19 protein-coding genes and 1 tRNA gene are annotated in these 22,361 nt (G+C 66.9%); 12 read left to right on the top strand and 8 right to left on the bottom strand.

What is annotated here, in order from left to right:
* Nucleotides 1-8: 8 nt before the first annotated feature.
* Nucleotides 9-1,226: a branched-chain amino acid ABC transporter substrate-binding protein gene (locus tag ABEA07_RS14185; protein WP_345538610.1), complete on the top strand. Its 1,218-nt coding sequence runs from the start codon at nucleotides 9-11 to the stop codon at nucleotides 1,224-1,226.
* Between the two features lie 102 nt (nucleotides 1,227-1,328).
* Here ABEA07_RS14185 and ABEA07_RS14180 read toward each other — a convergent pair whose 3' ends face one another.
* The gene (locus ABEA07_RS14180; RefSeq protein ID WP_345538609.1) at nucleotides 1,329-1,709 is read right to left on the bottom strand and encodes a response regulator; all 381 of its coding nucleotides are present in this window, start codon (nucleotides 1,707-1,709) and stop codon (nucleotides 1,329-1,331) included.
* Between the two features lie 104 nt (nucleotides 1,710-1,813).
* Between ABEA07_RS14180 and ABEA07_RS14175 the strand changes: the two genes are divergently transcribed.
* Entirely contained in the window at nucleotides 1,814-1,936 is a 123-nt protein-coding gene (locus tag ABEA07_RS14175; protein ID WP_345538608.1) for a hypothetical protein, read from the top strand.
* Here the strand turns inward: ABEA07_RS14175 and ABEA07_RS14170 are convergent.
* The 3 genes from ABEA07_RS14170 to ABEA07_RS14160 all read right to left on the bottom strand — a co-directional run bounded on the left by ABEA07_RS14170 (nucleotide 1,896) and on the right by ABEA07_RS14160 (nucleotide 3,465).
* Nucleotides 1,896-1,986: transfer RNA gene (locus ABEA07_RS14170), tRNA-Ser, on the bottom strand. The genes ABEA07_RS14175 and ABEA07_RS14170 overlap by 41 nt on opposite strands.
* 56 nt (nucleotides 1,987-2,042) lie before the next feature.
* A complete protein-coding gene (locus ABEA07_RS14165; protein ID WP_345538607.1) occupies nucleotides 2,043-2,972 on the bottom strand; it encodes an SPFH domain-containing protein in 930 nt (309 codons plus the stop codon).
* 67 nt (nucleotides 2,973-3,039) lie between these two features.
* On the bottom strand, nucleotides 3,040-3,465 hold the full coding sequence (locus ABEA07_RS14160; protein WP_345538606.1) for an NfeD family protein: 426 nt from the start codon (nucleotides 3,463-3,465) through the stop codon (nucleotides 3,040-3,042).
* A gap of 119 nt (nucleotides 3,466-3,584) precedes the next feature.
* Between ABEA07_RS14160 and ABEA07_RS14155 the strand changes: the two genes are divergently transcribed.
* Nucleotides 3,585-5,879, top strand: coding sequence for an Orn/Lys/Arg family decarboxylase (locus ABEA07_RS14155; protein ID WP_345538605.1), 2,295 nt, complete (start codon nucleotides 3,585-3,587; stop codon nucleotides 5,877-5,879).
* An 18-nt stretch (nucleotides 5,880-5,897) separates the two neighbouring features.
* On the opposite strand, the gene ABEA07_RS14150 is transcribed toward ABEA07_RS14155, so the two are convergent.
* Nucleotides 5,898-6,767 (bottom strand): EamA family transporter, encoded by an 870-nt coding sequence (locus ABEA07_RS14150; RefSeq protein ID WP_345538604.1) that lies wholly within the window; start codon nucleotides 6,765-6,767, stop codon nucleotides 5,898-5,900.
* Between the two features lie 187 nt (nucleotides 6,768-6,954).
* Between ABEA07_RS14150 and ABEA07_RS14145 the strand changes: the two genes are divergently transcribed.
* A complete protein-coding gene (locus ABEA07_RS14145; RefSeq protein WP_345538603.1) occupies nucleotides 6,955-7,512 on the top strand; it encodes a fasciclin domain-containing protein in 558 nt (185 codons plus the stop codon).
* 136 nt (nucleotides 7,513-7,648) lie between these two features.
* Here ABEA07_RS14145 and ABEA07_RS14140 read toward each other — a convergent pair whose 3' ends face one another.
* The 3 genes from ABEA07_RS14140 to fabI form a co-directional block, all read right to left on the bottom strand.
* The gene (locus ABEA07_RS14140) at nucleotides 7,649-8,209 is read right to left on the bottom strand and encodes a hypothetical protein (RefSeq protein ID WP_345538602.1); all 561 of its coding nucleotides are present in this window, start codon (nucleotides 8,207-8,209) and stop codon (nucleotides 7,649-7,651) included.
* A gap of 305 nt (nucleotides 8,210-8,514) precedes the next feature.
* A complete protein-coding gene (locus ABEA07_RS14135) occupies nucleotides 8,515-9,363 on the bottom strand; it encodes a DNA ligase (RefSeq protein ID WP_345538601.1) in 849 nt (282 codons plus the stop codon).
* 71 nt (nucleotides 9,364-9,434) lie between these two features.
* Nucleotides 9,435-10,217 (bottom strand): enoyl-ACP reductase FabI, encoded by a 783-nt coding sequence (fabI, locus tag ABEA07_RS14130; RefSeq protein ID WP_345538600.1) that lies wholly within the window; start codon nucleotides 10,215-10,217, stop codon nucleotides 9,435-9,437.
* Between the two features lie 37 nt (nucleotides 10,218-10,254).
* On the opposite strand from fabI, the gene ABEA07_RS14125 reads away from it, so the two are divergent.
* The 8 genes from ABEA07_RS14125 to infB all read left to right on the top strand — a co-directional run bounded on the left by ABEA07_RS14125 (nucleotide 10,255) and on the right by infB (nucleotide 22,254).
* Nucleotides 10,255-12,051 carry an extracellular solute-binding protein gene (locus ABEA07_RS14125; protein ID WP_345538598.1) on the top strand — a complete coding sequence of 599 codons (1,797 nt, stop codon included), beginning with the start codon at nucleotides 10,255-10,257 and terminating at the stop codon, nucleotides 12,049-12,051.
* A 13-nt stretch (nucleotides 12,052-12,064) separates the two neighbouring features.
* The gene (locus ABEA07_RS14120; RefSeq protein WP_345538596.1) at nucleotides 12,065-13,099 is read left to right on the top strand and encodes a microcin C ABC transporter permease YejB; all 1,035 of its coding nucleotides are present in this window, start codon (nucleotides 12,065-12,067) and stop codon (nucleotides 13,097-13,099) included.
* Between the two features lie 7 nt (nucleotides 13,100-13,106).
* Nucleotides 13,107-14,222 carry an ABC transporter permease gene (locus ABEA07_RS14115; RefSeq protein ID WP_425584136.1) on the top strand — a complete coding sequence of 372 codons (1,116 nt, stop codon included), beginning with the start codon at nucleotides 13,107-13,109 and terminating at the stop codon, nucleotides 14,220-14,222.
* Nucleotides 14,219-15,835, top strand: coding sequence for an ABC transporter ATP-binding protein (locus tag ABEA07_RS14110; RefSeq protein WP_345538595.1), 1,617 nt, complete (start codon nucleotides 14,219-14,221; stop codon nucleotides 15,833-15,835). Before ABEA07_RS14115 ends, ABEA07_RS14110 begins: the two co-directional genes overlap by 4 nt.
* Before the next feature lie 24 nt (nucleotides 15,836-15,859).
* Complete coding sequence (locus ABEA07_RS14105) at nucleotides 15,860-17,062, top strand: YbfB/YjiJ family MFS transporter (protein WP_345538593.1); 1,203 nt, start codon at nucleotides 15,860-15,862, stop codon at nucleotides 17,060-17,062.
* Between the two features lie 150 nt (nucleotides 17,063-17,212).
* Entirely contained in the window at nucleotides 17,213-17,824 is a 612-nt protein-coding gene (gene rimP / locus ABEA07_RS14100; RefSeq protein ID WP_345538591.1) for a ribosome maturation factor RimP, read from the top strand.
* Nucleotides 17,825-17,841: 17 nt separating this feature from the next.
* Nucleotides 17,842-19,326: a transcription termination factor NusA gene (nusA, locus tag ABEA07_RS14095; protein WP_345538590.1), complete on the top strand. Its 1,485-nt coding sequence runs from the start codon at nucleotides 17,842-17,844 to the stop codon at nucleotides 19,324-19,326.
* Between the two features lie 24 nt (nucleotides 19,327-19,350).
* A complete protein-coding gene (gene infB, locus ABEA07_RS14090) occupies nucleotides 19,351-22,254 on the top strand; it encodes a translation initiation factor IF-2 (protein ID WP_345538588.1) in 2,904 nt (967 codons plus the stop codon).
* Nucleotides 22,255-22,361 lie beyond the last annotated feature (107 nt).

The following is a 22,361-nucleotide window of genomic DNA, read 5'->3' as shown; positions in this document are numbered from 1 at the left end:
GGTACCTCATGCAATTGAAATGGACTGCAGTCGCGCTGGCAGCGCTGACGCTCGTGGCTTGTGGCAAGAAGGAAGAGGCTGCGGCCCCTGCGCCCGCGCCGGCTCCGACCGCTGCTGCACCTGCGCCCGCCGCGCCTCCTGCCGACGCATTGGTGGTCAAGATCGGTCACGTGGGTCCGACCAGCGGCGCCATCGCCCACCTCGGCAAGGACAACGAACTCGGTGCGCGCATGGCGATCGAGGACCTCAATGCCAAGGGCGTGAAGATCGGCGACAAGGTCGCCAAGTTCGAACTGCTCGCGGAAGACGATGCCGCCGACCCGAAGCAGGGCACCGCCGTGGCACAGAAGCTGGTCGACAGCAAGGTCAACGGCGTGGTCGGCCACCTGAACTCGGGCACCACCATCCCGGCCTCCAAGCTGTACAGCGACGCCGGCATCCCCCAGGTGTCGCCTTCGGCCACCAACCCCAAGTACACCCGCCAGGGCTTCAAAACCACCTTCCGCGTGGTGGCTGACGACACGCAGCTCGGCGGCACGCTGGGCAAGTACGCGGTCGATACGCTCAAGGGCAAGAACATCGCGGTGATCGACGACCGTACGGCCTACGGCCAAGGCGTCGCCGAGGAATTCGAGAAGGCCGCCAAGGCGGCCGGCGCCACCATCGTCGGCCACGAGTTCACCACCGACAAGTCGACCGACTTCAACGCCATCCTGACCAAGCTCAAGGGCGCCAAGCCCGACGTGCTGTTCTTCGGCGGCATGGACGCCGTGGGCGGCCCCATGCTCAAGCAGGTCAAGCAACTCGGCATGAACGTCAAGTTCATGGGTGGCGACGGCCTGTGCACCGGCGAGCTGGCCAAGCTGGCCGGCGACGCGATCGGCGAAGAGATGGTCGTGTGCGCGGAAGCCGGCGGCGTCGAAGGCGATTTCAAGCAGCCGCTGGAAGACTTCAAGACCAAGTTCAAGGCCAAGAACGGCGTGGACGTGCAGATCTATGCGCCGTACGTCTATGACGCCGTCAACGTGCTGGCCGAGGCGATGGTCAAGGCCGGCTCTGCCGAGCCAGCGAAGTACCTGCCCGAACTGGGCAAGATCCAGTACAAGGGCGTGACCGGCCCGATCGCCTTCGACGAGAAGGGCGACATCAAGAACGGTGCGCTGACCATCTACACCTACAAGGGTGGTGCCCGCACGCAGATCGCCGTCGTGCGCGGCGCGAGCTGATCAGGGCTGAACGCTCAAGCGGGACCGTCAAGGACGACCCGCATCGACAGAAAGGGCCCCTCGGGGCCCTTTTCTTTCCTGCCGGGCTCTCCATGCCGCGTCTCATGTCGAGGCGCGGTTGGCGTCGTTGCAGTACGCGAAGAAGGCTTCCAATTCCCTGGATTTGTCGAAGACGGCATCTGCCCCCAGTGCCGCGCAGCGCGAGCGGATGTCGGCATTCACGTAGTTACTGAGGACCACCGCGCGCTGGCCCGACCGCCGCTGCCCGCAACTGCGCAGCACGCCGAGGCCCGAGCCTTGCTTCAGAAAGATGTCCACCACCACCAGTTGCCAGTCGCCGGCATGGGCGTCCAGCCATGTAGCGGCCTCGACTTCGCTCTCGGCGCAGCCAACGATCCGGGCGCCTACCAGATCTTCGAGGGCGGGGATCAGGCTGTCTCGGATGGTTTTGTTGTCCTCGACGAGGAAGATGTTGAGCGGCATGCGGCGCCTTGCCAAGTCTTGCCAATGGGTAGGCAAGATAGCGTAGCGCTGCCGGCTCGGCCTGCGATGGCGCCACCGGCCCGCCAGCGCGTAGGAGAAGACGCATGACCGCTGCAATCCTCCCATGGGCAAGGAAGAAAAAACCCGTCAAGCAGCGATGCGTTGACGGGTTGGGTGCCATGGGACTGGCGGAGCAGGCGGGATTCGAACCCGCGGTGGGCTATTAACCCACACACGCTTTCCAGGCGTGCGACTTAAACCACTCATCCACCGCTCCGAAGCCCGCCATTGTAGCAGTCGCTCCGCAGCTCTCCGGGCGCCGGCGCAACGAATTCACGCCTGTGCGGACGTCTTCCCCGCCTGCACCATGCGCATCGCAGAAGCGATGAGCGCAGCGGTCTCGTTCATGTTGCTGGGCACGATCAGCGTGGTGGTGGCATCGGCCGCGACCTTGCCGTAGGCGTCGATGGCGCGCTCGGCGACCTTGAGCTGCACCGCCTGCTCGCCGCCCGGCTGGCGAATGGCGGCGGCCACCCGTTCGATGGCGCCGGCCGTCGCCTCCGCCACCGCGGTGATGGCGGCGGCCTCGCCCTGGGCATTGTTGATCTGGGCCTGCTTCTCGCCCTCGGAACGGGCGATGAAGGCCTCGCGTTCGCCGGTCGCGATGTTGATCTGCTCCTGGCGCCGGCCCTCGGACGCGGCGATCAGGGCACGCTTTTCGCGCTCCGCCGTGATCTGGCGCTGCATGGCCTGCAGGATCTCCTTGGGCGGCGTCAGGTCCTTGATCTCGTAGCGCAGGACCTTCACGCCCCAGTTGAGCGCCGCCTCGTCGATGGCGGCCACCACTTGTGCGTTGATGATGTCGCGCTCCTCGAAAGTCTTGTCCAGCTCAAGCTTGCCGATCACGCTGCGCAGGGAGGTCTGGGCCAGTTGCGTGACGGCAACGATGTAGTTGGAGGAGCCGTAGCTCGCGCGCATCGGATCGGTGACCTGGAAGTACAGGATGCCGTCCACCTGCAACTGGGTGTTGTCGCGAGTGATGCAGATCTGGCTGGGCACGTCCAGCGGGATCTCCTTCAGGCTGTGCTTGTAGGCCACCTTGTCGATGAAAGGGATCAGGAAGTTCGGGCCCGGCGTCATGGTGCCGTGGTAGCGCCCCAGGCGCTCGCGCACCCAGGCGTTCTGCTGCGGGACGAACTTGATCGACTGGCTGATCACGATCACCGCGATGACCAGGATGACGAGAGGGATGGTGAGTTCCATGACGTGATTTCCTCGTTGTGTTGTTCGTTGTGTTGTTCGTTGTGTTGTTCGGTGTCTTGGCGATCTTTCAGATCTTGTCCACGACCAGTCGGCTTCCGACGACCTCGGTCACCCGGTGTTCACCGGCCGTCGGCGTGGTGCCGGCGCGGGGCACGACCGTCCATTGCGCGCCGCGGTAACGCACGGTGGCCGTGCCGTCGGGGTTCCAGTGCTCGACGAACACGCTCTCGCCGATGTCCAGGTTGATGTCGCGGTTGGCCGAGGCCGGCGGGCCGGCGGGGCGCTTGCGCCGCACGGCGTGCCAGACGAGCACGGCGCCCACGCCGACCACGGCCGCCACGATCAGCTGGGTGCTCATGCCCGCGCCTGCGTGCGCAGCGAGCGCCGCTGCGGCGAAGCCGGCGCCCAGGAGGAGCAGGTAGACCGTTCCGGACAGCAATTCGAGCACGATCGCCGCCCCCGCCGCCAACCACCAGATGGTGGAACTCGCCATGGCTCAACTCCTCTTAATCTGGTTCAACGCGTGCCATTCTGTCAAAGCGGCGGAAGCTTCATCCGAATTCCGTACACTTCGCGCCTATTTGCCCGTCCGCCCCGTCCCGGAGCCGCCCCATGAAATTCCGTTTTCCCATCGTCATCATCGACGAGGACTTCCGCTCCGAGAACACCTCGGGACTCAGCATCCGCGCCCTGGCCCAGGCCTTCGAAAGCGAGGGCTTCGAGGTGCTTGGCGTCACCAGCTACGGCGACCTGAGCCAGTTCGCCCAGCAGCAGAGTCGCGCCAGCGCCTTCATCCTGTCCATCGACGACGAGGAATTCACCCCCGGGCCCGACGTCGACCCCGCGGTGCTGAACCTGCGCAACTTCATCGGCGAGGTGCGGCGCAAGAACGCCGACGTGCCGATCTACATCTACGGCGAGACCAAGACCTCGCGCCACCTGCCGAACGACATCCTGCGCGAGCTGCACGGCTTCATCCACATGTTCGAGGACACGCCGGAGTTCGTGGCGCGGCACATCATCCGCGAAGCCAAGGCCTATCTCGAGAGCGTTCAGCCGCCGTTCTTCAAACAGCTGATCGACTACGCGGAAGACGGCTCCTATTCCTGGCACTGCCCTGGCCACTCCGGCGGCGTGGCCTTTCTGAAGAGCCCCGTGGGCCAGATGTTCCATCAGTTCTTCGGCGAGAACATGCTGCGCGCCGACGTCTGCAATGCCGTGGAGGAACTGGGCCAGCTCCTGGACCACACCGGCCCGGTGGCCGCGAGCGAGCGCAACGCCGCGCGCATCTTCAACGCCGACCACTGCTTCTTCGTGACCAACGGCACCAGCACCAGCAACAAGATGGTGTGGCACCACACGGTCGCGCCGGACGACGTGGTGGTGGTCGACCGGAACTGCCACAAGTCGGTGCTGCACGCGATCATCATGACCGGCGCGATCCCGGTGTTCATGCGGCCGACGCGCAACCACTTCGGCATCATCGGGCCGATTCCGAAGAGCGAGTTCGAGCAGTCCGCCATCAAGGCCAAGATCCGCGCCAATCCGCTGCTCTCGCACGTCGACCCCGACAAGGTCAAGCCGCGCGTCATGACGCTCACGCAATCGACCTACGACGGCGTGATCTACAACACCGAGACGATCAAGGGCATGCTCGACGGCTACGTCGACACGCTCCATTTCGACGAGGCATGGCTGCCGCATGCGGCCTTCCATCCTTTCTACGGCGCTTACCACGCGATGGGCAAGCGGCGCGTGCGGCCCAAGGAGTCGCTGGTCTTCGCCACCCAGTCCACCCACAAGCTGCTGGCCGGCATCAGCCAGGCCAGCCACGTGCTCGTGCAGGACTCGCAGAACCGCGCGCTGGACCGCGACCTGTTCAACGAGGCCTATCTGATGCACTCCTCGACCAGCCCGCAGTACGCGATCATCGCCAGCTGCGACGTCGCGGCCGCGATGATGGAGCCGCCCGGCGGCACCGCCCTGGTGGAAGAAAGCATTCTGGAAGCGCTGGACTTCCGCCGCGCCATGCGCAAGGTGGAGGAGGAGTTCGGCAAGGACGAGTGGTGGTTCAAGGTCTGGGGCCCCGAGAAGCTGGTGGAAGAGGGCATCGGCCGCGCTGCCGACTGGATCATGCATGGCGAGTCGAAGAGCGGCGCGAGCGCGAAGAACGGCACGCGCAACTGGCACGGCTTCGGCAAGCTGGCCGACGGCTTCAACATGCTCGACCCGATCAAGTCGACGGTCGTGACGCCGGGCCTGGACCTCAACGGCAAGTTCGCGCCCACCGGCATCCCGGCCAGCATCGTGACCAAGTTCCTGGCCGAGCACGGCGTGATCGTGGAGAAGACCGGGCTTTACAGCTTCTTCATCATGTTCACCATCGGCATCACCAAGGGCCGCTGGAACACGCTGCTGACGGCGCTGCAGCAGTTCAAGGACGACTATGCGCGCAACCAACCCATGTGGCGGATCATGCCGGAGTTCTGCCAGGCCCAGCCAGGCTACGAACGCCTGGGCCTGCGAGACCTGTGCCAGCACGTACATGAGCTCTATGCCCGGCACGACGTGGCGCGCCTCACGACCGAGATGTACCTCAGCGAACTCACGCCGGCGATGAAGCCCAGCGACGCCTTCGCCCACATCGCGCACCGCAAGACCGAGCGCGTGGAGATCGACGGGCTCGAAGGGCGCATCACCACCAGCCTGATCACGCCGTACCCGCCGGGCATTCCCCTGCTGATTCCGGGCGAGGTCTTCAACAAGAAGATCGTCGACTACCTCAAGTTCGCGCGCGAGTTCAACAAGCAGTGCCCGGGCTTCGAGACCGACATCCACGGCCTGGTGGCACGCATCGACGAAAGCGGCAAGAAGCGCTACTACGCCGATTGCGTGAAGGCAGGGTGAGGGTGGAGTCTTCCGGCTTCAGCCCAGCCGCAACATCATCACGCCGGCCACGATGATCACCGTGCCGGCGGCGCGCTGCCAGCCGAAGGCTTCGCGCAGAAAGACGACGCCGATCACGGCGGCGAACAGGACCGAGGTCTCGCGCAGCGCGGCCACGACCGCGACCGGTGCGCGCGTCATGGCCCAAAGCGCCACGCCGTAGCTGCCGAGCGAGGCGGCACTTCCGACGAGGGCCATCTTCCATCGTCCCGCCATGTAGGCCAGGGCCGCGCGGCGCTGGCCCGGCCGGCGCCACAGGACCAGCAGCAGGAAGGGAATGCCGTCGAACAGGAACAGCGTGGCGACGTAGGCCACCGCATCGCCGGCGATGCGCACGCCAATGCCGTCGACGACGGTGTACATGGCGATGATGCCGGCGTTGGCAAGCGCAAAGGCCAGTGCCTTGGTGCGCTGGGCCTCGCCGCTGCCCCGCAGGGCCGAGCGGGACAGCCCGAGCGTGACCACGCCGGCGCACAACAGCACGATGCCGGCCCATGCGGTGGCCGACATCGCTTCCCCGATGAGGACCAGGCTCCCGAGCGCCACCAGCAGCGGTGCGCAGCCGCGCATCACCGGGTAGGTGAGGCTCAGGTCACCGTGCTTGTAGGCGCCGGTCAGCGCGGTGTAGTAGCCGATGTGGATCAGCAGCGAGGCGGCGATGTAGGGCCAGGCAGCCACTGGCGGCAGCCCGGTGTGCAACAGCAGCGGGATCGCCAGGAGGATGCCGATGCTGTGCACCAGTCCCGTGTCCAGCGCCTTGTCCCGCCCGGACTTGATGAGCGCGTTCCACCCGGCGTGCAGCAGGGCGGCGAAGAGCACCGCCAGGAAGACCGGGCCGCTCAATGCCATGTGCGGCCTGTTCCGGCATCGAGGAGAGGAGGGTGCATGTCGCGGTAGCGTGTGAGCGAGAGCATCCTCCGATGGTAGCGAGGCCATTTTTTTGGGGGCACGCGTGAATCCGATCCTTCGCTCGCAACGTATGAGTGACAACCAACGCCATTCCGGCGGCGGTCTCACCCCCAAGGAGCCTTCCATCATGAGCAGCAAGTTCCAACGCCTCGCATCCCTCACTCTGGCCGCGGCGATGGCCGCAGGCTCGGCCGTCGCCTCCGCCCAGGTCATGGTCGGCGGCGCGCCGATGTACGCGACCAAGGACATCATCGACAACGCCGTCAATTCGAAGGACCACACCACGCTGGTCGCCGCGGTCAAGGCGGCAGGCCTGGTCGAGACGCTCAAGGGCCCGGGCCCCTTCACCGTCTTCGCGCCCACCAACGCGGCCTTCGCCGCCTTGCCGGCCGGCACGGTCGACACCCTGCTCAAGCCCGAGAACAAGGGCCAGCTCACGACGGTGCTGACCTACCACGTCGTGCCCGGCAAGCTGGACGCCGCCGCCCTGGGCGGCCAGATCATGGACGGCAAGGGCACGGCCACGCTCAAGACGGCGGCCGGCGGCACGCTGACGGTCAAGGAGAGCGGCGGGAAGATCATGGTCGGCGACGCGAAGGGCGGGTGGGCGACGGTGAGCACCGCTGATGTCTACCAGTCGAATGGGGTCATTCATGTGGTGGACAAGGTGTTGATGCCGAAGTAGTAGTGCTCGCCTCGACGGCTCGCTGCACGCCTCGGTTCGCACTTTTGCTTCACTCCGCTAAGCTATGAGAGCAGCCGACTGTTCAGAGTACAGATACAAGCCGGGGCCGGAGGCCTCGGCTTCGTAACCACGGCTTCTAGTTTTCGATGGGCAGGCCTTCCTCCGTGTCCGGGTCGCTCACGATTTCGTCTGTTGTGCTTTCGTCACTGGCGTCATCTTCGTCAAGCCAGGCGTCGTCGTCGACATCGCTCGCTCCCTCCTCGCTGTCCACCACGACGTCGACGTAGAGGTTGTCTTCATCACCTGAGTCGCTGATGCCGTCATCCTCGCCGGAGTCGGTCATGAAGGGGGCGTGATCGCTCAAGCCCAGGTTGCCGTGCATCGCACGGTTCAGGCCCGCTTCGGTGCGGCGCTGGCCTTCGCGGGTGGCAAGCAGCGCCTCGCGAAGCATGGACTCCGCCTGTCTCGGCTCCTCCGGCAGTGTGCTGGCGACCGTGTGAACGAAGACAAGCCCGTTGATCGGGTCGTTGGCGGCTCCCCGGTGCGTCAGTTCAAATTGAATGCCCTCCAACTCGAAGGCGACGGCGAGGTCGTCTGCATCCGGGTCGTCGGGATCGTGGGGAGGGACGGCGCTTGCGTAGAAAAATTCTTCGGCCAGTTTCAGGAACTGCGTTCGGTGCTCACTTTGTCGTGGCATCTGAGGTCTCCTTGAGATTGTTGGTTTTCATGCAAGCGCGCGCCCGTATGCGGATGACCGGAATCACGCTCGCAGGGTCTTGGTAACGGCCGCCCCTTTGGAGGTTCCGGAATGCAACGCAATCTGTTGTTGCCAGAACAATTGACTGGCGCAAGGGACGCGCCCGGCGGGCGTCGGCTGGAATCGCGAAGGGGGTGTCGCCCCGTGCGCGCGCTCGACGCTGCGACCGAGGGCCGTCCTTCGGCCGCTCTAGCCCCTGGCTCGGGCGTTCTGGCCTGGGGCTGTCTTCCCAGGTTCTCGAAGTCTCAGGATGCGAGGTCCTCCCGGACCCGCAGGAAGCGCGCGAACCTCGGCAGGCCGCCGGAGTTGGCGCCGTTGTGGCGGTAGCTGACCCAACTGCCCACGGCCGGCGGATGCTCGCGCTGCGCGTCGCTGAAGCCGCCACCGAGCTTGAAGCGCTTGCCATCCGGCATCTCGACCAGCAGCGCACCCATGCGGCCGGCATGCCGACCCTTGCCGGGTACATGCGCAAGCACGCGCGCATCGGCCTCGTCGTACGGCTTGACCTTGAGCAGGTCCGCGCTGCGCTCGCCGCGGTAGGGCGAGCCGCCGCGGTGCAGCATCAGGCCCTCGCCACCCATGCGCACCGTCTTGTCGAGCAATGCCTGCAGTTCGTCGTGCGTGGTGGCACGCTGCTGCGCAACCGCCACGACCCAGGCCGCGGCTGGCAGCGGCAACAGCTTGCGCAGAGCGGCCAGCCGCGCGTTGAAGCCGCCGGGCTGAGCCGGCAGGTCGAAGACCATGAAGCGGATCTCGCGCCAGGCGGCATCGTCCGGCTTCTGGTCTCGCACGGTCGACACCGTCTGGGCGAAGCGGCCGCGCCCCGCCCACAGCTCGCCGTCCATCGGTACCCGGGGCAGCGCCGCGGTGAACCACGCCGGTGCCGTCACCAGTGCGCCACCGCGCGTCCAGAGTTGCTTGCCGTCCCAATAGCCGCGCACGCCGTCGTATTTTTCGCTGACCCAATAGTCCGCGAGCGGCATGCCGCGCCGGTAGACCTCGGCGAGCATCAGCGGCGCCGGGGCCGCATGCACAAGGGCGAACGGGGCCAGCGCAAAGGCCGGCCCGACGAGAAGGAGCTCTCGACGATGCATGTGTTGTGATTCCCTGAATGCCTGTTTCTTGTTCTGCCAAAGCCGGCATGGTGCCGGCGCGCGGTGCCGGCCTATTCCGCGATGCCGCCGACCACCTGGCTGAAGCCGCCGTCCACGTAGGTGATCTCGGCCGAAACGCCGCTGGCCAGATCGCTCATGAGGAAGGCTGCGACGTTGCCCACTTCATCGATGGTGACGTTGCGACGGATGGGCGACACCTCTGCCACCACCGAGAGGATCTTGCCGAAGCCCTTGATGCCGCTGGCGGCCAGCGTCTTGATCGGGCCGGCGCTGATGCCATTGACGCGCGTGCCCTTGGGGCCGAGCGATTCGGCCAGGTAGCGCACCGAGGCCTCCAGCGAGGCCTTGGCCAGTCCCATGGTGTTGTAGTTCGGCAGGGCGCGGATCGAACCCAGGTAAGTCAGCGTCAGCAAGGCCGACTTGTCGTTGAGGTAGGGGAGGGCCGCCTTGGCCATGGCCGGAAAGCTGTAGGCGCTGATGTCGTGCGCGACCCTGAAGCCCTCGCGTGACAACCCGTCGAGGAAGTCTCCGGCGATCGCCTCGCGCGGTGCGAAGCCGATGCTGTGCACGAAGCCGTCGAACTTGGGCCATGCCTGGGACAGGTCGGCGAAGAGCCGGGTGATCTGGGCATCGTCCCCGACGTCGCAGTCGAACACCAGCTGCGAGCCGAACTCGGCGGCGAACTCGTTGATGCGGTCCTTGAAGCGCTCGCCCACGTAGCTGAAGGCGAGTTCGGCGCCCTGCGCGTGGCAGGCCTTGGCGATGCCGTAGGCGATGGAGCGATTGCTCAGCACGCCGGTGATCAGGAATTTTTTGCCGGAAAGAAAGCCCATGAAGCGACCTCGTGAAAATCTTGGGCAGAATTCTCGCATGCGAGGTTGGCTGCTCTTGGTGCTGGCGCTCTCGGCGGCTCCCTCGTGGGCCGCCCATGCGTACGCGCAGTTCGGGGATATCAAGTATCCGCCGGGCTTCACGCATTTCGATTACGTCAACCCGGATGCGCCCAAGGGCGGCGAGATCCGCATGGTCCCGCCCATCGTGTCCACCGCCTTCGACAAGTTCAATCCCTTCACCCTCAAGGGCACGCCGCCGGCCGGGCTCACGCAACTGGTCTTCGAGAGCCTGCTCATCGGCAACGACGAGGAACCCACCACCGCTTACGGCCTGCTGGCGGAGGATGTGGAAGTGGCCCCCGACAAGCGATCGGCCACCTTCAGGATCCGACCCGAAGCGCGCTTCAACGACGGCACGCCGGTACTGGCGGCCGACGTGGTCCATTCTTTCCAGACCTTGATCAGCAAACTGGCGGCGCCGCAGTTCAAGACGATCTATGCCGAGGTGAAGGGCGTCAAGGCGCTGGACGAACGGTCCGTGCGCTTCGATTTCGTCAGCGGCAATGCCGAACTGCCGCTGGTGGTCGGCGGCATGCCGGTTTTCAGCCGCGCCTGGGGCGCGGGCAAGCCCTTCGACCAGATCAACACCGACCTGCCCATCGCCTCCGGCCCCTACCGTCCGGCGAGCGCCCGACTGGGGCGCGACATCACCTACGTGCGCGATCCGAAGTACTGGGGGGGGAAACTGGCGGTGCGCAGGGGACAGTTCAATTTCGATCGCGTCACCTTCAAGCTCTACCTGGACGAGACGGCGCGCTTCGAAGGCCTGAAGGCCGGCGAGTTCGACTTCATGCGCGAGTTCATCTCGCGCAACTGGGCGCGCCAGTACTACGGCAAGCCCTTCGAGACCGGCGAACTCAAGAAGCAGGCGTTCGAGAACCGCAATCCGGGCGATTTCCAGGGCTACGTCATCAACCTGCGAAACCCGAAGTTCCAGGACATCCGGGTGCGGCAGGCGCTGGGCCTGACCATGGACTTCGAATGGCTCAACCGGCAGATGTTCTACGGGCTGTACAAGCGGGCGGTGGGCTACTTCCCGAACAGCGACTTCCATGCCGAAGGCCCGCCCGGCCCCGAGGAACTCGCGCTGCTGGAGCCGCTGCGCAAGCATCTGCGGCCGGAAGTCTTCGGGCCGGCGCCGGTGCCGCCCAGCACCGATCCGCCGTCCAGCCTGCGCGAGAACCTGCGCAAGGCGCGGGCGTTGCTGAACGAGGCCGGCTGGACTTACCGCGACGGCGCGCTGCGCAACGCCAAGGGCGAGGCCATGACCATCGAGTACCTCAACGCGCAGCCTTCGGGCAACCGGCTGGTGGCGCCCATGCAGGCCGCTATGCGCAAGCTCGGCATCGAGTTCACCATCCGCAACGTGGATGCCTCGCTCTATCAGCAGCGCATGGATGCCTTCGAGTTCGAATTCAGCAGCCTGCGCAAGCCGGGCACGGCGGCGCCCGGCGGCGAGCTGTTCGACTATTTCGGCTCCAAGGCGGCAGAGACACCGGGCTCGGCCAACATCTGGGGCATTCGAGATCCGGCGGTCGATGCCTTGCTGCAGAAGATCGTCGAGGCCACCACGCGGCCGGAACTGGCCGCCGCCATGCGGGCGCTGGACCGGGTGCTCTCGCACGGCTACTACTCCATTCCCCAGTGGACGAGCAACAGCTTCCTGGTCGGCTACCGCCCGGGCCGCTTCGTGCTGCCCAAGGTGCTGCCGCCGTACTACGACGCCGGCGCCTGGGCCGTGGCGACCTGGTGGGCCTCGCCCTCGAACAAGTAGAGCGATCGCGCGCATGGCCAGCTACATCCTCAAGCGCCTGCTGCTCATGCTGCCGACCCTGTTCGGCGTGCTGCTGCTGACCTTCTGCGTGATCCAGTTCGTGCCGGGCGGGCCGGTGGAGCAGATGGTGGCGCAGTTGCAGGGCCGCGATTCAGGGGGCGAAGGCGCCGTGGCCAGCGGCGCCGGCTACCGCGGCCGTCAGGGGCTCGATCCGCAGCGCATCGAGGAGATCAAGCGGCTCTACGGCTTCGACAAGCCGCCGGCCGAGCGCTTCTGGCAGATGCTGAAGTCCTACGCGAAGTTCGATCTCGGCACCAGTTTCTACCAGCGCAAGGCCGTGTGGGAACTGGTCAAGGAGAAGCTGCCCGTGTCCATCAGCCTGGGGCTGTGGACCTTCTTCATCAGCTACCTGATCGCGGTTCCGCTGGGCGTGGCCAAGGCCGTGCGCGCGGGGACGCGCTTCGATTTCGTCACCACGCTGATCATCCTCATCGGCTATGCCATCCCGGGTTTCGTGCTGGGTGTGGCGCTGCTCGTGGTCTTCGGCGGTCAGCTCCAGTGGTTTCCATTGCGCGGGTTGACCTCCTCCAACTGGGAGAGTCTGGGCTGGGGCGCCCGCATCGTCGACTACCTCTGGCACATCACGCTGCCCATCACCGCCATGGTGCTGGGCAGCTTCGCGGTGACGGCCATGCTGACCAAGAACTCCTTCCTCGAAGAGATCCGCAAGCAGTACGTGCTGACGGCGCGCGCCAAGGGCCTGAGCGACCGCCGGGTGCTCTGGAAGCACGTGTTCCGCAACGCGCTGATCCCCATCATCACGGGCTTTCCGGCCGCTTTCATCGGCGCCTTTTTCACTGGCTCGTTGCTGATCGAGACCCTGTTCTCGCTGGATGGCCTGGGCCTGCTGAGCTACGAGAGCGTGATCCGGCGCGACTACCCGGTCGTGCTGGGCACGCTCTATCTTTTCACGCTGATCGGGCTGGTGACCAAGCTGATCAGCGACCTTTGCTACGTGTGGGTGGATCCGCGTGTCAAGTTCGATTGAGTCGCCCCTGGCCCCCGCGCACCCCGCGCACCCCGAGCGTGCCGAGGCGCCGGCACCGGCCTCGGCGGGCCCGGCCGGGAACGCCGCGGTGCCGACCGTCAGCCCGAGCCCCGGCCGCCGGGCCTGGATGCGCTTCAAACGCAACAAGCTAGGCTTCTGGAGCCTGATGGTCTTCTGCGTGCTGGTGGTGCTGAGCCTCTTCGCCGAGCTGATCTCCACCGACCGCCCGCTGATCGTGCGCTACGAAGGGCAGACCTACTTCCCCGTGCTGCGCGACTACTCCGAGAAGACCTTCGGCGGCGACTTCCAGACGCCGGCCGACTACCTCGATCCCTTCATCCGCGAGCGCATCACCAGCGGCGCCAACTGGGCCGTCTATGCGCCGAACCCCTACGGACCGCGCACGCTCAACTATTTCGCCAAGGCGCCGAACCCGGCCGCGCCCTCCGGCGAGAACTTTTTCGGCACCGACGACCGCGGCCGCGACCTGCTGGCGCAGTTGATCTACGGGTTTCGGGTGAGCGTGCTGTTCGCGCTGGCGCTCACGGCCATCGGCGTGGTGCTGGGCATCGTCGCCGGGGCCATCCAGGGCTACTTCGGCGGCAAGACCGATCTGGCCTTCCAGCGCTTCATCGAGATCTGGGGCTCCATGCCCGAGCTGTACCTCCTGATCATCTTCAGCGCCATCTTCGCCCCGAGCGTCGCGCTGCTGCTGATCCTGCTGAGCCTGTTCGGCTGGATGGGGCTGGCGGACTATGTCCGCGCCGAGTTCCTGCGCAACCGGCAGATGGACTACGTGCGGGCGGCGCGTGCGCTGGGCGTGAGCAACCTGCAGATCATGTGGCGCCACATCCTTCCGAACAGCATGACGCCGGTCGTGACCTTCCTGCCCTTCCGGATGAGCGCGGCCATCCTGGCACTGACCTCGCTCGACTTCCTGGGTCTGGGCGTGCCGCCCGGCACGCCCTCGCTGGGCGAGCTGCTGAACCAGGGCAAGGCCAACATCGACGCCTGGTGGATCTCGATCTCCACTTTCGGCGTGCTGGTGCTCACGCTGATGCTGCTGACCTTCATGGGCGATGCGCTGCGCGATGCGCTCGATCCGCGAAAGGCCGACCTGTGAACGAATCGGCTTTGCTCTCGGTGAGGGACCTGCGCGTCGCCTTCGGTGGCAAAGCGGTCGTGCACGGCATCGACTTCGACATCGCGCCCGGCGAGAAACTGGCCCTGGTCGGCGAATCGGGCTCCGGCAAGACCGTGACCGCGCTCAGCCTGCTGCGGCTGGCCCTGAATGCCGAGGTCACCGGCAGCGCGCGCCTGGCCGGCAACGGCGAGGGGGAGGGGCCGCGCGAGTTGCTGTCCCTGCCCGAGCGCGCGTTGCGCGGCATCCGGGGCAAGGAGATCGCGATGATCTTCCAGGAGCCGATGACCGCGCTCAACTCGCTCTACACCGTCGGCGACCAGATCGCCGAGGTGCTGGAATTGCACGAGGCCCTGCCGCGGCGCGCCGCGCAGGAGGCCGCGGTGCAACTGCTGGCCGACACCGGCATTCCCGAGCCGCAGCGGCGCGCGCGCGCCTTCCCGCACCAGCTCTCCGGAGGCCAGCGGCAACGGGCCATGATCGCCATGGCGCTGGCCTGCAAGCCGCGCCTGCTGCTGGCCGACGAACCCACCACGGCGCTCGACGTCACCGTGCGCGCGCAGATCCTGGAGCTGCTGGCCGGGCTGCAGCGCCAGCACCAGATGGCGGTGCTGCTGATCACCCACGACCTGAACCTGGTCCGGCGTTTCGCCGACCGGGTGGCGGTGATGGAACAGGGGCAGTTGGTGGAGCAGGGCGGCGTCGCCAGCGTGTTCGGCGACCCGCAGCATCCCTACACGCGCAAGCTGATCGACAGCCGGCCCGAGCGACGGCTGCCGCCCGCACCGGCCCTGGACGCCGCGCCCATCCTGGCGGCCCAGGGGCTGCAGGTGAGCTACCCGGTGCCGCGCCCCGGCGTGGCCGGCTGGTTCCGCAAGGGGCGCTTCGTGGCGGTGCAAGGCGCCGACTTCCGCATCCGCCCGGGCGAGACCCTGGGGGTGGTCGGCGAGTCGGGATCGGGAAAGTCCACGCTTGCGCTGGCGGCCCTGGGCCTGCTGCCCTACGGCGGCCACCTGGACATCGCCGGCCAGCGCTGGCGCACCAGCAGCACCGGCGACCGGGCCCTGCGACGGCAGATGCAGGTGGTGTTCCAGGACCCCTTCTCCTCACTGTCGCCGCGTATGACGGTGGAGCAGATCGTCGGCGAAGGCCTCACGGTCCATGCGCCCGAACTGGACGGTGCGGCCCGGCGTGCGCGTGCCCTGGCCGCGTTGGCCGACGTCGGGCTGACCGAGGCGCAGTTCCCGGCGCTCCTGGACCGCTACCCCCACGAGTTCTCAGGTGGGCAGCGCCAGCGGCTGGCCATTGCCCGGGCCCTGATCGTCGAGCCGCGTCTGCTGGTGCTGGACGAGCCCACCAGCGCGCTCGACGTCACCATCCAGAAACAGGTGCTGGGCCTGCTGCAGCACCTGCAGCGCGAGCGCGGCCTGAGCTACCTGCTGATCACGCATGACGTCGAGGTGATCCGTGCGATGGCGCACCAGGTCATCGTCATGAAAGACGGCGCGATCCTGGAGTCCGGCGAAGCCCTGCGGGTGCTCGACGCCCCTGAACATCCCTACACGCAGAAGCTGGTGGCGGCCGCACTGGGCTGATCGGGCAAGGACGAAACGTTGCGAATGTCGATGACCCGAAGCGAACGGTGCCAGGCCTGGCGCGCGGCGATGGCCTGCATGGTGGCGCTGGCGGTGGCGATGGGGTTGGGCCGCTTCGCCTTCACGCCCATGCTGCCGGTGATGCTGCACGAGGGCAGGCTGGACTTGCAGGAGGGCGGGCTGCTGGCCTCGCTGAATTACCTCGGCTATTTTCTGGGGGCGCTGTCCTGCGCGGCGATCCGCCTCGAGGCGCCCACCATGGTGCGCGGCGGGCTGGTCGCCACGGCCGCGCTGCTGCTGGGCATGGGCCTCTGGGACGATTTCACCTTCTGGGGGCTCGTGCGCGCAGCCGCCGGCGTGATGAGTGCCTGGACCTTCGTCTTCGCTTCCGGCTGGGGCCTGCGGCGGCTCGCCGAAACCCATGCGCCGGCGCTGCAGGGCGTGATCTACGCGGGGCCGGGCCTTGGCATCGCGGTGACCGGACTCTTGGGCGGTGCCATCGGGCGCTGGGGGTCCGAGGCGGGGTGGATCGGCTTCGGGCTGGTGTCGGTGCTGCTGATCGCGGGGGTCTGGCCCATCTTCGGGGACGGGAGCCGCGTCCACGCCGCGGCACCCGCCGTGGGTGGCGCGGCGGGGAGCCCGGAATCCACCGCCGCCCGCAGCGACGCGCGCTGGCTGGTCGCGCTGTACGGCCTGGCTGGATTCGGTTACATCATCACCGCCACCTTCCTGCCGGTCATTGCGCGGCAAGCGCTGCCGGGCTCGCCATGGCCCGACCTCTTCTGGACGGTGTTCGGCCTGGCGGTGGTGCCGGGGGCTCTGATCGGCGCGCGGGCGCCCACCCTGTGGGACAACCGCCTGCTGCTGGCCGCGGCCTACGGGCTGCAGGCGCTCGGTGTGCTGCTGTCGGTGGCCTGGCCGACCGTTGCCGGATTCCTGCTCGGCAGCCTGCTCCTCGGTGTGCCATTCACTGCCATCACCCTGTTCGCGATGCGGGATGCCCGCCGGCTGCGCGGCAATGCGGCCGCGGGCCTGATCGGCTACGCCACCGCCTCCTACGGCGTCGGCCAGATCCTCGGGCCGCTCTTCGCCGCGCCGCTTGCCCAGCGCACCGGCTCGTTCACACTCCCCTTGCTGGTGGCGGCGGCGGCGCTGGCGCTGGGGGCCGTCCTCTTCTGCGGGGTCTGGTGGCGCGCCCGGCGCCTGCAAGAGGTGTTGACCGCGTAGAAAACCGTGCTTCCTCGCCGCTTTGGCATATAATCTGAGACTCACGACCAAACGGGCGGGTACCTACCGCCCGTTTTTTATTGGTCGAAGCATTTCCGGGGGCGCCGAGCGGGCGGCGCTTCTGGCTCACACGAAGGCGCTCTCAGAGACGTGGCATTGCAGCAGACAGTGGAACGAACCGTGGCCGGCCTCGGCTACGACCTGGTCGAGATCGAACGCTCGGCCGGAGGACTGCTGCGCGTCACGATTGATTTGCCCTGGAGCGGCCCCACATCGGATGGGGCGCCGGAGGCCTTCGTGACCGTCGAGGACTGCGAAAAGGTCACCCGCCAGCTGCAGTTCGCGCTCGAGGTCGAGGGCGTCGACTACAAGCGGCTCGAGGTCTCCTCGCCGGGGATTGACCGGCCGCTTCGCAATGAGCAGGATTTCGAACGTTTTGCCGGCGAGGTGATCGACATCACGCTGAAGGCGCCCATGGGCGCGGCCGCGGGCAGTCATGTGGCGGCCAATCGCAAGAAATTTCGCGGCACGCTGGAGCGGGTCGCAGGGGCGGATGGTTCGCGGGGCTGGCAGATCGTCTGGAGCCTGGAGCCCGAAGGCAAGGCGGCGCTGAAGCCCGGCCAGAAGATCAGCAAGAAGCGCGCGCCAGCCCCGATGCAGGCGCTGGGCTTCGCCCTGGACGAACTGCGCGAGGCGCGGCTCGCCCCGATCGTGGATTTCAAGGGGCGCAGGCCCAAGCCCGGCGCACAGGCGACGGAATGAACAAGGAGAGTGGTGGCATGAATCGCGAAATGTTGATGTTGGTGGATGCGATCTCGCGCGAGAAGAACGTCGAGCGCGACGTCGTCTTCGGCGCGGTCGAGTCCGCCCTGGCGCAGGCCACCAAGAAGCTCTACCCGGGAGACGTGGACATCCGCGTGGCGGTGGATCGCGACAGTGGCGACTACGAAACCTTCCGCCGCTGGCACGTGGTGCCCGACGAGGCCGGCCTGCAGCTGCCTGACCAGGAAATCCTGCTGTTCGAGGCAAAGGAAGAGATGCCCGACATCGAGGTCGACGAGTACATCGAGGAAGCGGTGGAGTCGGTGCCGATCGGGCGCATCGGCGCCATGGCGGCCAAGCAGGTCATCCTGCAGAAGATCCGCGACGCCGAGCGCGAGATGCTGCTCAACGACTTCATGTCGCGCGGCGAGAAGATCTTCACCGGCACCGTCAAGCGCCTGGACAAGGGCGACATCATCGTGGAGGCCGGTCGCGTCGAAGGCCGCCTGCGCCGCAGCGAAATGATCTCCAAGGAAAATCTGCGCAACGGCGACCGCGTGCGGGCCATGATCATGGAGGTGGACCTGACGCTGCGCGGCGCGCCCATCATCCTGTCGCGCGCGGCGCCCGAGTTCATGATCGAGCTGTTCCGCCAGGAAGTGCCCGAGATCGAGCAGGGCCTTCTCGAGATCAAGAGCTGTGCTCGCGACCCTGGTTCGCGCGCCAAGATCGCCGTGCTCTCTCACGACAAGCGGGTCGACCCCATCGGCACCTGCGTCGGCGTGCGCGGCACGCGCGTGAATGCGGTCACCAACGAGCTGGCCGGCGAGCGCGTCGACATCGTCCTGTGGAGCGAAGACCCGGCCCAGTTCGTGATCGGCGCCCTGGCGCCGGCCAACGTGAGCTCGATCGTGGTCGACGAAGAGAAGCACGCCATGGACGTCGTGGTCGACGAGGAGAACCTCGCGATCGCGATCGGCCGCGGCGGCCAGAACGTGCGGCTCGCCTCCGAGCTGACCGGCTGGAAGATCAACATCATGGACGCCAACGAGTCGGCGCAGAAGCAGGCAAGCGAGACCGATGCCAGCCGCAAGCTCTTCATGGAGAAGCTCGACGTCGACGAGGAAATCGCCGATATCCTGATCTCCGAGGGCTTCACCAGCCTGGAGGAGGTCGCGTATGTGCCGATCTCCGAGATGCTCGAGATCGAGAGCTTCGATGAAGACACGGTCAACGAGCTGCGCGCTCGCGCCAAGGATGCGCTGCTCACCATGGAAATCGCCCGGGAGGAGAACGTCGAGAGCGTCTCGCAGGACCTGCGCGATCTGCAGGGCCTCGATCCCGCCCTGATCCCGAAGCTGGCCGAGGCGGGCGTGCACACGCGCGACGACCTGGCCGACCTCGCCGTCGACGAACTCACCGAAATCACCGGCCAGAGCGCCGATGAAGCCAAAAACCTGATCTTGAAGGCCCGCGAACACTGGTTCGCCGGCCAAGAGTGATGGTCATGGAGGCCCGAAACCAATATGTCCAGTACCACTGTCGCCGAGTTCGCGAACGAGCTCAAGAAGACTCCCGAAACCCTGCTTGATCAGCTCAAGAGCGCGGGCGTGCCCAAGGCCGCCGTCACCGATGCGCTGACCGAGGCCGACAAGCAGCGCCTGCTCGGCTTCCTGAAGGCCAGCCACGGCACGGTCGAGCCCGAGCGCAAGAAGATCACGCTGACGAAGAAGTCGACCACCGAGATCAAGCAGGCCGACGCGATGGGACGTGCGCGCACGATCCAGGTGGAAGTGCGCAAGAAGCGCACCTTCATCCAGCGCGACGACGGTCACCCGGCCACGCCGGAGCCCGTGAAGGCGTCCCCGCCCGCGCCGGCCACCGAGACGCAGGCGCCCGCCGCGCCGCGCATCGACGAGGCCGAACTGGCTCGCCGCGAGGAAGAGGCGCGCCGGCAGGCCGAACTGATCCGCCGCCAGGAAGAGGAATTGGCCGAGAAGCGCCGCCAGCGCGAGGAGGCCGAGGCCCGCGAGCGCGAACGGCAGGCGGAAGCCGAAAAGGCCGAGGAGCAGGCCCGTGCGGCGCGTGCCAAGGCGGCAGCCGAGAAGGCAGCCGCGGCCGTGACAGAAGGCGCCCCCGAGGCCCCCGAGGAGAGCCCGGCCGAGGCGCAACGCAAGGCCGCTGCCGAGGCAGCCGCCGAAGCCGCCGCCGCGGCCCAGGCCAAGGCCGCCGCCGAGTCGAAGGCGCGCGCGGAGGAAGAAGCCGCCCGTGCCCGCGACCTCGACGAGCGCCGCCGCAAGGCCCTGGCCGAGGCCGAAGCCATCCGCGCGATGATGAACTCGCCGGCGCGCGTGCTGACGCCGCCCAAGCCCCCCGAGAAGGTTGCCGAGGCCAAGAAGGGCACCCTGCACAAGCCGACTGCGCCGGGTGCGCGGACGGTGGCGCCCGCGCCAGGCGCGGCGCCCGCACCTGCGGCACCGGGGTCCGGCAAGGAAGTCAAGTCGGCCAAGCTTTCCTCGAGCTGGGCTGGCGACACCGCCAAGAAGAAGGAAATCAAGACCCGCGGCGACGCCAGCGGCGGCGTGGGCCGCGGCAACTGGCGTGGCGGTCCGCGCGGCCGTCGCGGCAACGATCGCCAGGAAGAGCGCGCACCGGCGCCGGTGATCGAGCAGCGCGTGCTCGAGGTGCACGTGCCCGAGACCATCACGGTTTCCGAGCTGGCGCACAAGATGTCCGTCAAGGCCTCGGAAGTCATCAAGCAGTTGATGAAGCTGGGCCAGATGGCGACCATCAACCAGTCGCTGGATCAGGACACCGCGATGATCATCGTCGAGGAAATGGGCCACAGCGCCGTCGTCGCGGCGCTGGACGATCCGGAAGCATTCACCGACGAGGACGTGTCGGCACAGCAGGCCGAGGCCCTGCCGCGCGCACCCGTCGTGACCGTGATGGGCCACGTCGACCACGGCAAGACCTCGCTGCTGGACTACATCCGCCGCACCAAGGTCGCGGCCGGCGAAGCCGGCGGCATCACGCAGCACATCGGCGCTTACCACGTGCAGACCGAGCGCGGCATGGTGTCCTTCCTCGACACCCCCGGTCACGAGGCCTTCACCGCCATGCGTGCCCGCGGCGCGCAGGCCACCGACATCGTCATCCTGGTGGTGGCGGCGGACGACGGCGTCATGCCCCAGACCAAGGAAGCCATCAGCCATGCCAAGGCGGCGAAGGTGCCGATCGTGGTGGCGATCAACAAGATCGACAAGCCCGATGCCAACCTGGACCGCGTCAAGCAGGAACTGGTGGGCGAGGAAGTCGTGCCCGAGGAATACGGCGGCGAAACGCCCTTCGTGCCCGTGTCGGCCAAGACTGGCCAGGGCGTGGACGACCTGCTGGAGCAGGTGCTGCTGCAGGCTGAAATCCTCGAACTCAAGGCGCCGGTGGATGCCGCCGCCAAGGGCCTGGTGATCGAAGCGCAGCTGGACAAGGGCCGCGGCCCGGTCGCGACCGTGCTGGTGCAGTCCGGCACGCTCAAGATCGGCGACGTGGTGCTGGCCGGCTCCACCTACGGCCGCGTGCGTGCCATGCTGGACGAAGACGGCAAGCCGACCAAGGAAGCGGGTCCCTCGATCCCGGTCGAGATCCAGGGCCTGACCGAGGTGCCGCAGGCCGGCGACGAGTTCATGGTGATGGGCGACGAGCGCCGTGCCCGCGAGATCGCGACCTACCGTGCGGGCAAGTTCCGCAACACCAAGCTGGCCAAGCAGCAGGCGGCCAAGTTCGAGAACGTGTTCTCGGAAATGGGTGCCGGCGAGGTCAAGACGCTGCCGATCATCATCAAGGCCGACGTGCAGGGCTCGCAGGAAGCGCTCGCGCAATCGCTGCTCAAGCTTTCGACCGACGAGGTCAAGGTGCAGGTGGTGTACGCGGCGGTGGGCGGCATCAGCGAGTCCGACATCAACCTGGCGATCGCTTCCAAGGCGACGGTCATCGGCTTCAACGTGCGCGCCGACGCTGGCGCGCGACGACTGGCCGAGGGCAACAACGTCAGCATCAACTACTACAGCATCATCTATGACGCCGTGGACGAGCTGAAGACGGCGATGGCCGGCATGCTGGCGCCCGAGCGTCGCGAAGAGGTCATCGGCTCGGCCGAGATCCGCACGGTCTTCGTGGCCTCGAAGATCGGCACGGTTGCGGGCAGCTACGTGACCTCGGGTTACGTCACCCGCAACGCGCACTTCCGCCTGCTGCGCGACAACGTGGTGGTCTACACCGGCGAGATCGAGTCGCTCAAGCGCATGAAGGACGACGTGCGCGAGGTCCGCGAAGGCTTCGAGTGCGGTATCAAGCTCAAGAACTACAACGACATCAAGGAAAACGATCAGTTGGAGTTCTTCGAGATCAAAGAGATTGCGCGTACGTTGTGAGCGCGCCACGATATCGGGCTCATCGCCGCGTTGCAGCCGTCTTGCCGTACCAAAGTACTGTCTGCGACGGCGCCGCGCCTTGCCCTGAGCCCGATCTCGTGACGCTT

The organism is Variovorax defluvii (assembly GCF_039541515.1).
GTDB lineage: Bacteria > Pseudomonadota > Gammaproteobacteria > Burkholderiales > Burkholderiaceae_C > Variovorax > Variovorax defluvii.
The sequence above is the reverse complement of the archived record's forward strand: the minus strand, read 5'-3'. Positions and strand labels throughout refer to the sequence as shown.

Excerpts from the sequence above, each read along its gene's own strand:
- ABEA07_RS14140 (WP_345538602.1), bottom strand. The coding sequence starts at position 8,209 with ATGCCACGACAAAGTGAGCACCGAACGCAGTTCCTGAAACTGGCCGAA.
- ABEA07_RS14160 (WP_345538606.1), bottom strand. The coding sequence starts at position 3,465 with ATGGCGAGTTCCACCATCTGGTGGTTGGCGGCGGGGGCGGCGATCGTG.
- ABEA07_RS14180 (WP_345538609.1), bottom strand. The coding sequence starts at position 1,709 with ATGCCGCTCAACATCTTCCTCGTCGAGGACAACAAAACCATCCGAGAC.
- ABEA07_RS14145 (WP_345538603.1), top strand. The coding sequence starts at position 6,955 with ATGAGCAGCAAGTTCCAACGCCTCGCATCCCTCACTCTGGCCGCGGCG.
- ABEA07_RS14105 (WP_345538593.1), top strand. The coding sequence starts at position 15,860 with ATGTCGATGACCCGAAGCGAACGGTGCCAGGCCTGGCGCGCGGCGATG.
- ABEA07_RS14175 (WP_345538608.1), top strand. The coding sequence starts at position 1,814 with ATGACCGCTGCAATCCTCCCATGGGCAAGGAAGAAAAAACCCGTCAAG.
- ABEA07_RS14155 (WP_345538605.1), top strand. The coding sequence starts at position 3,585 with ATGAAATTCCGTTTTCCCATCGTCATCATCGACGAGGACTTCCGCTCC.
- ABEA07_RS14125 (WP_345538598.1), top strand. The coding sequence starts at position 10,255 with ATGCGAGGTTGGCTGCTCTTGGTGCTGGCGCTCTCGGCGGCTCCCTCG.
- ABEA07_RS14120 (WP_345538596.1), top strand. The coding sequence starts at position 12,065 with ATGGCCAGCTACATCCTCAAGCGCCTGCTGCTCATGCTGCCGACCCTG.
- infB (WP_345538588.1), top strand. The coding sequence starts at position 19,351 with ATGTCCAGTACCACTGTCGCCGAGTTCGCGAACGAGCTCAAGAAGACT.
- ABEA07_RS14165 (WP_345538607.1), bottom strand. The coding sequence starts at position 2,972 with ATGGAACTCACCATCCCTCTCGTCATCCTGGTCATCGCGGTGATCGTG.
- ABEA07_RS14150 (WP_345538604.1), bottom strand. The coding sequence starts at position 6,767 with ATGGCATTGAGCGGCCCGGTCTTCCTGGCGGTGCTCTTCGCCGCCCTG.
- fabI (WP_345538600.1), bottom strand. The coding sequence starts at position 10,217 with ATGGGCTTTCTTTCCGGCAAAAAATTCCTGATCACCGGCGTGCTGAGC.
- nusA (WP_345538590.1), top strand. The coding sequence starts at position 17,842 with ATGAATCGCGAAATGTTGATGTTGGTGGATGCGATCTCGCGCGAGAAG.
- ABEA07_RS14135 (WP_345538601.1), bottom strand. The coding sequence starts at position 9,363 with ATGCATCGTCGAGAGCTCCTTCTCGTCGGGCCGGCCTTTGCGCTGGCC.
- ABEA07_RS14185 (WP_345538610.1), top strand. The coding sequence starts at position 9 with ATGCAATTGAAATGGACTGCAGTCGCGCTGGCAGCGCTGACGCTCGTG.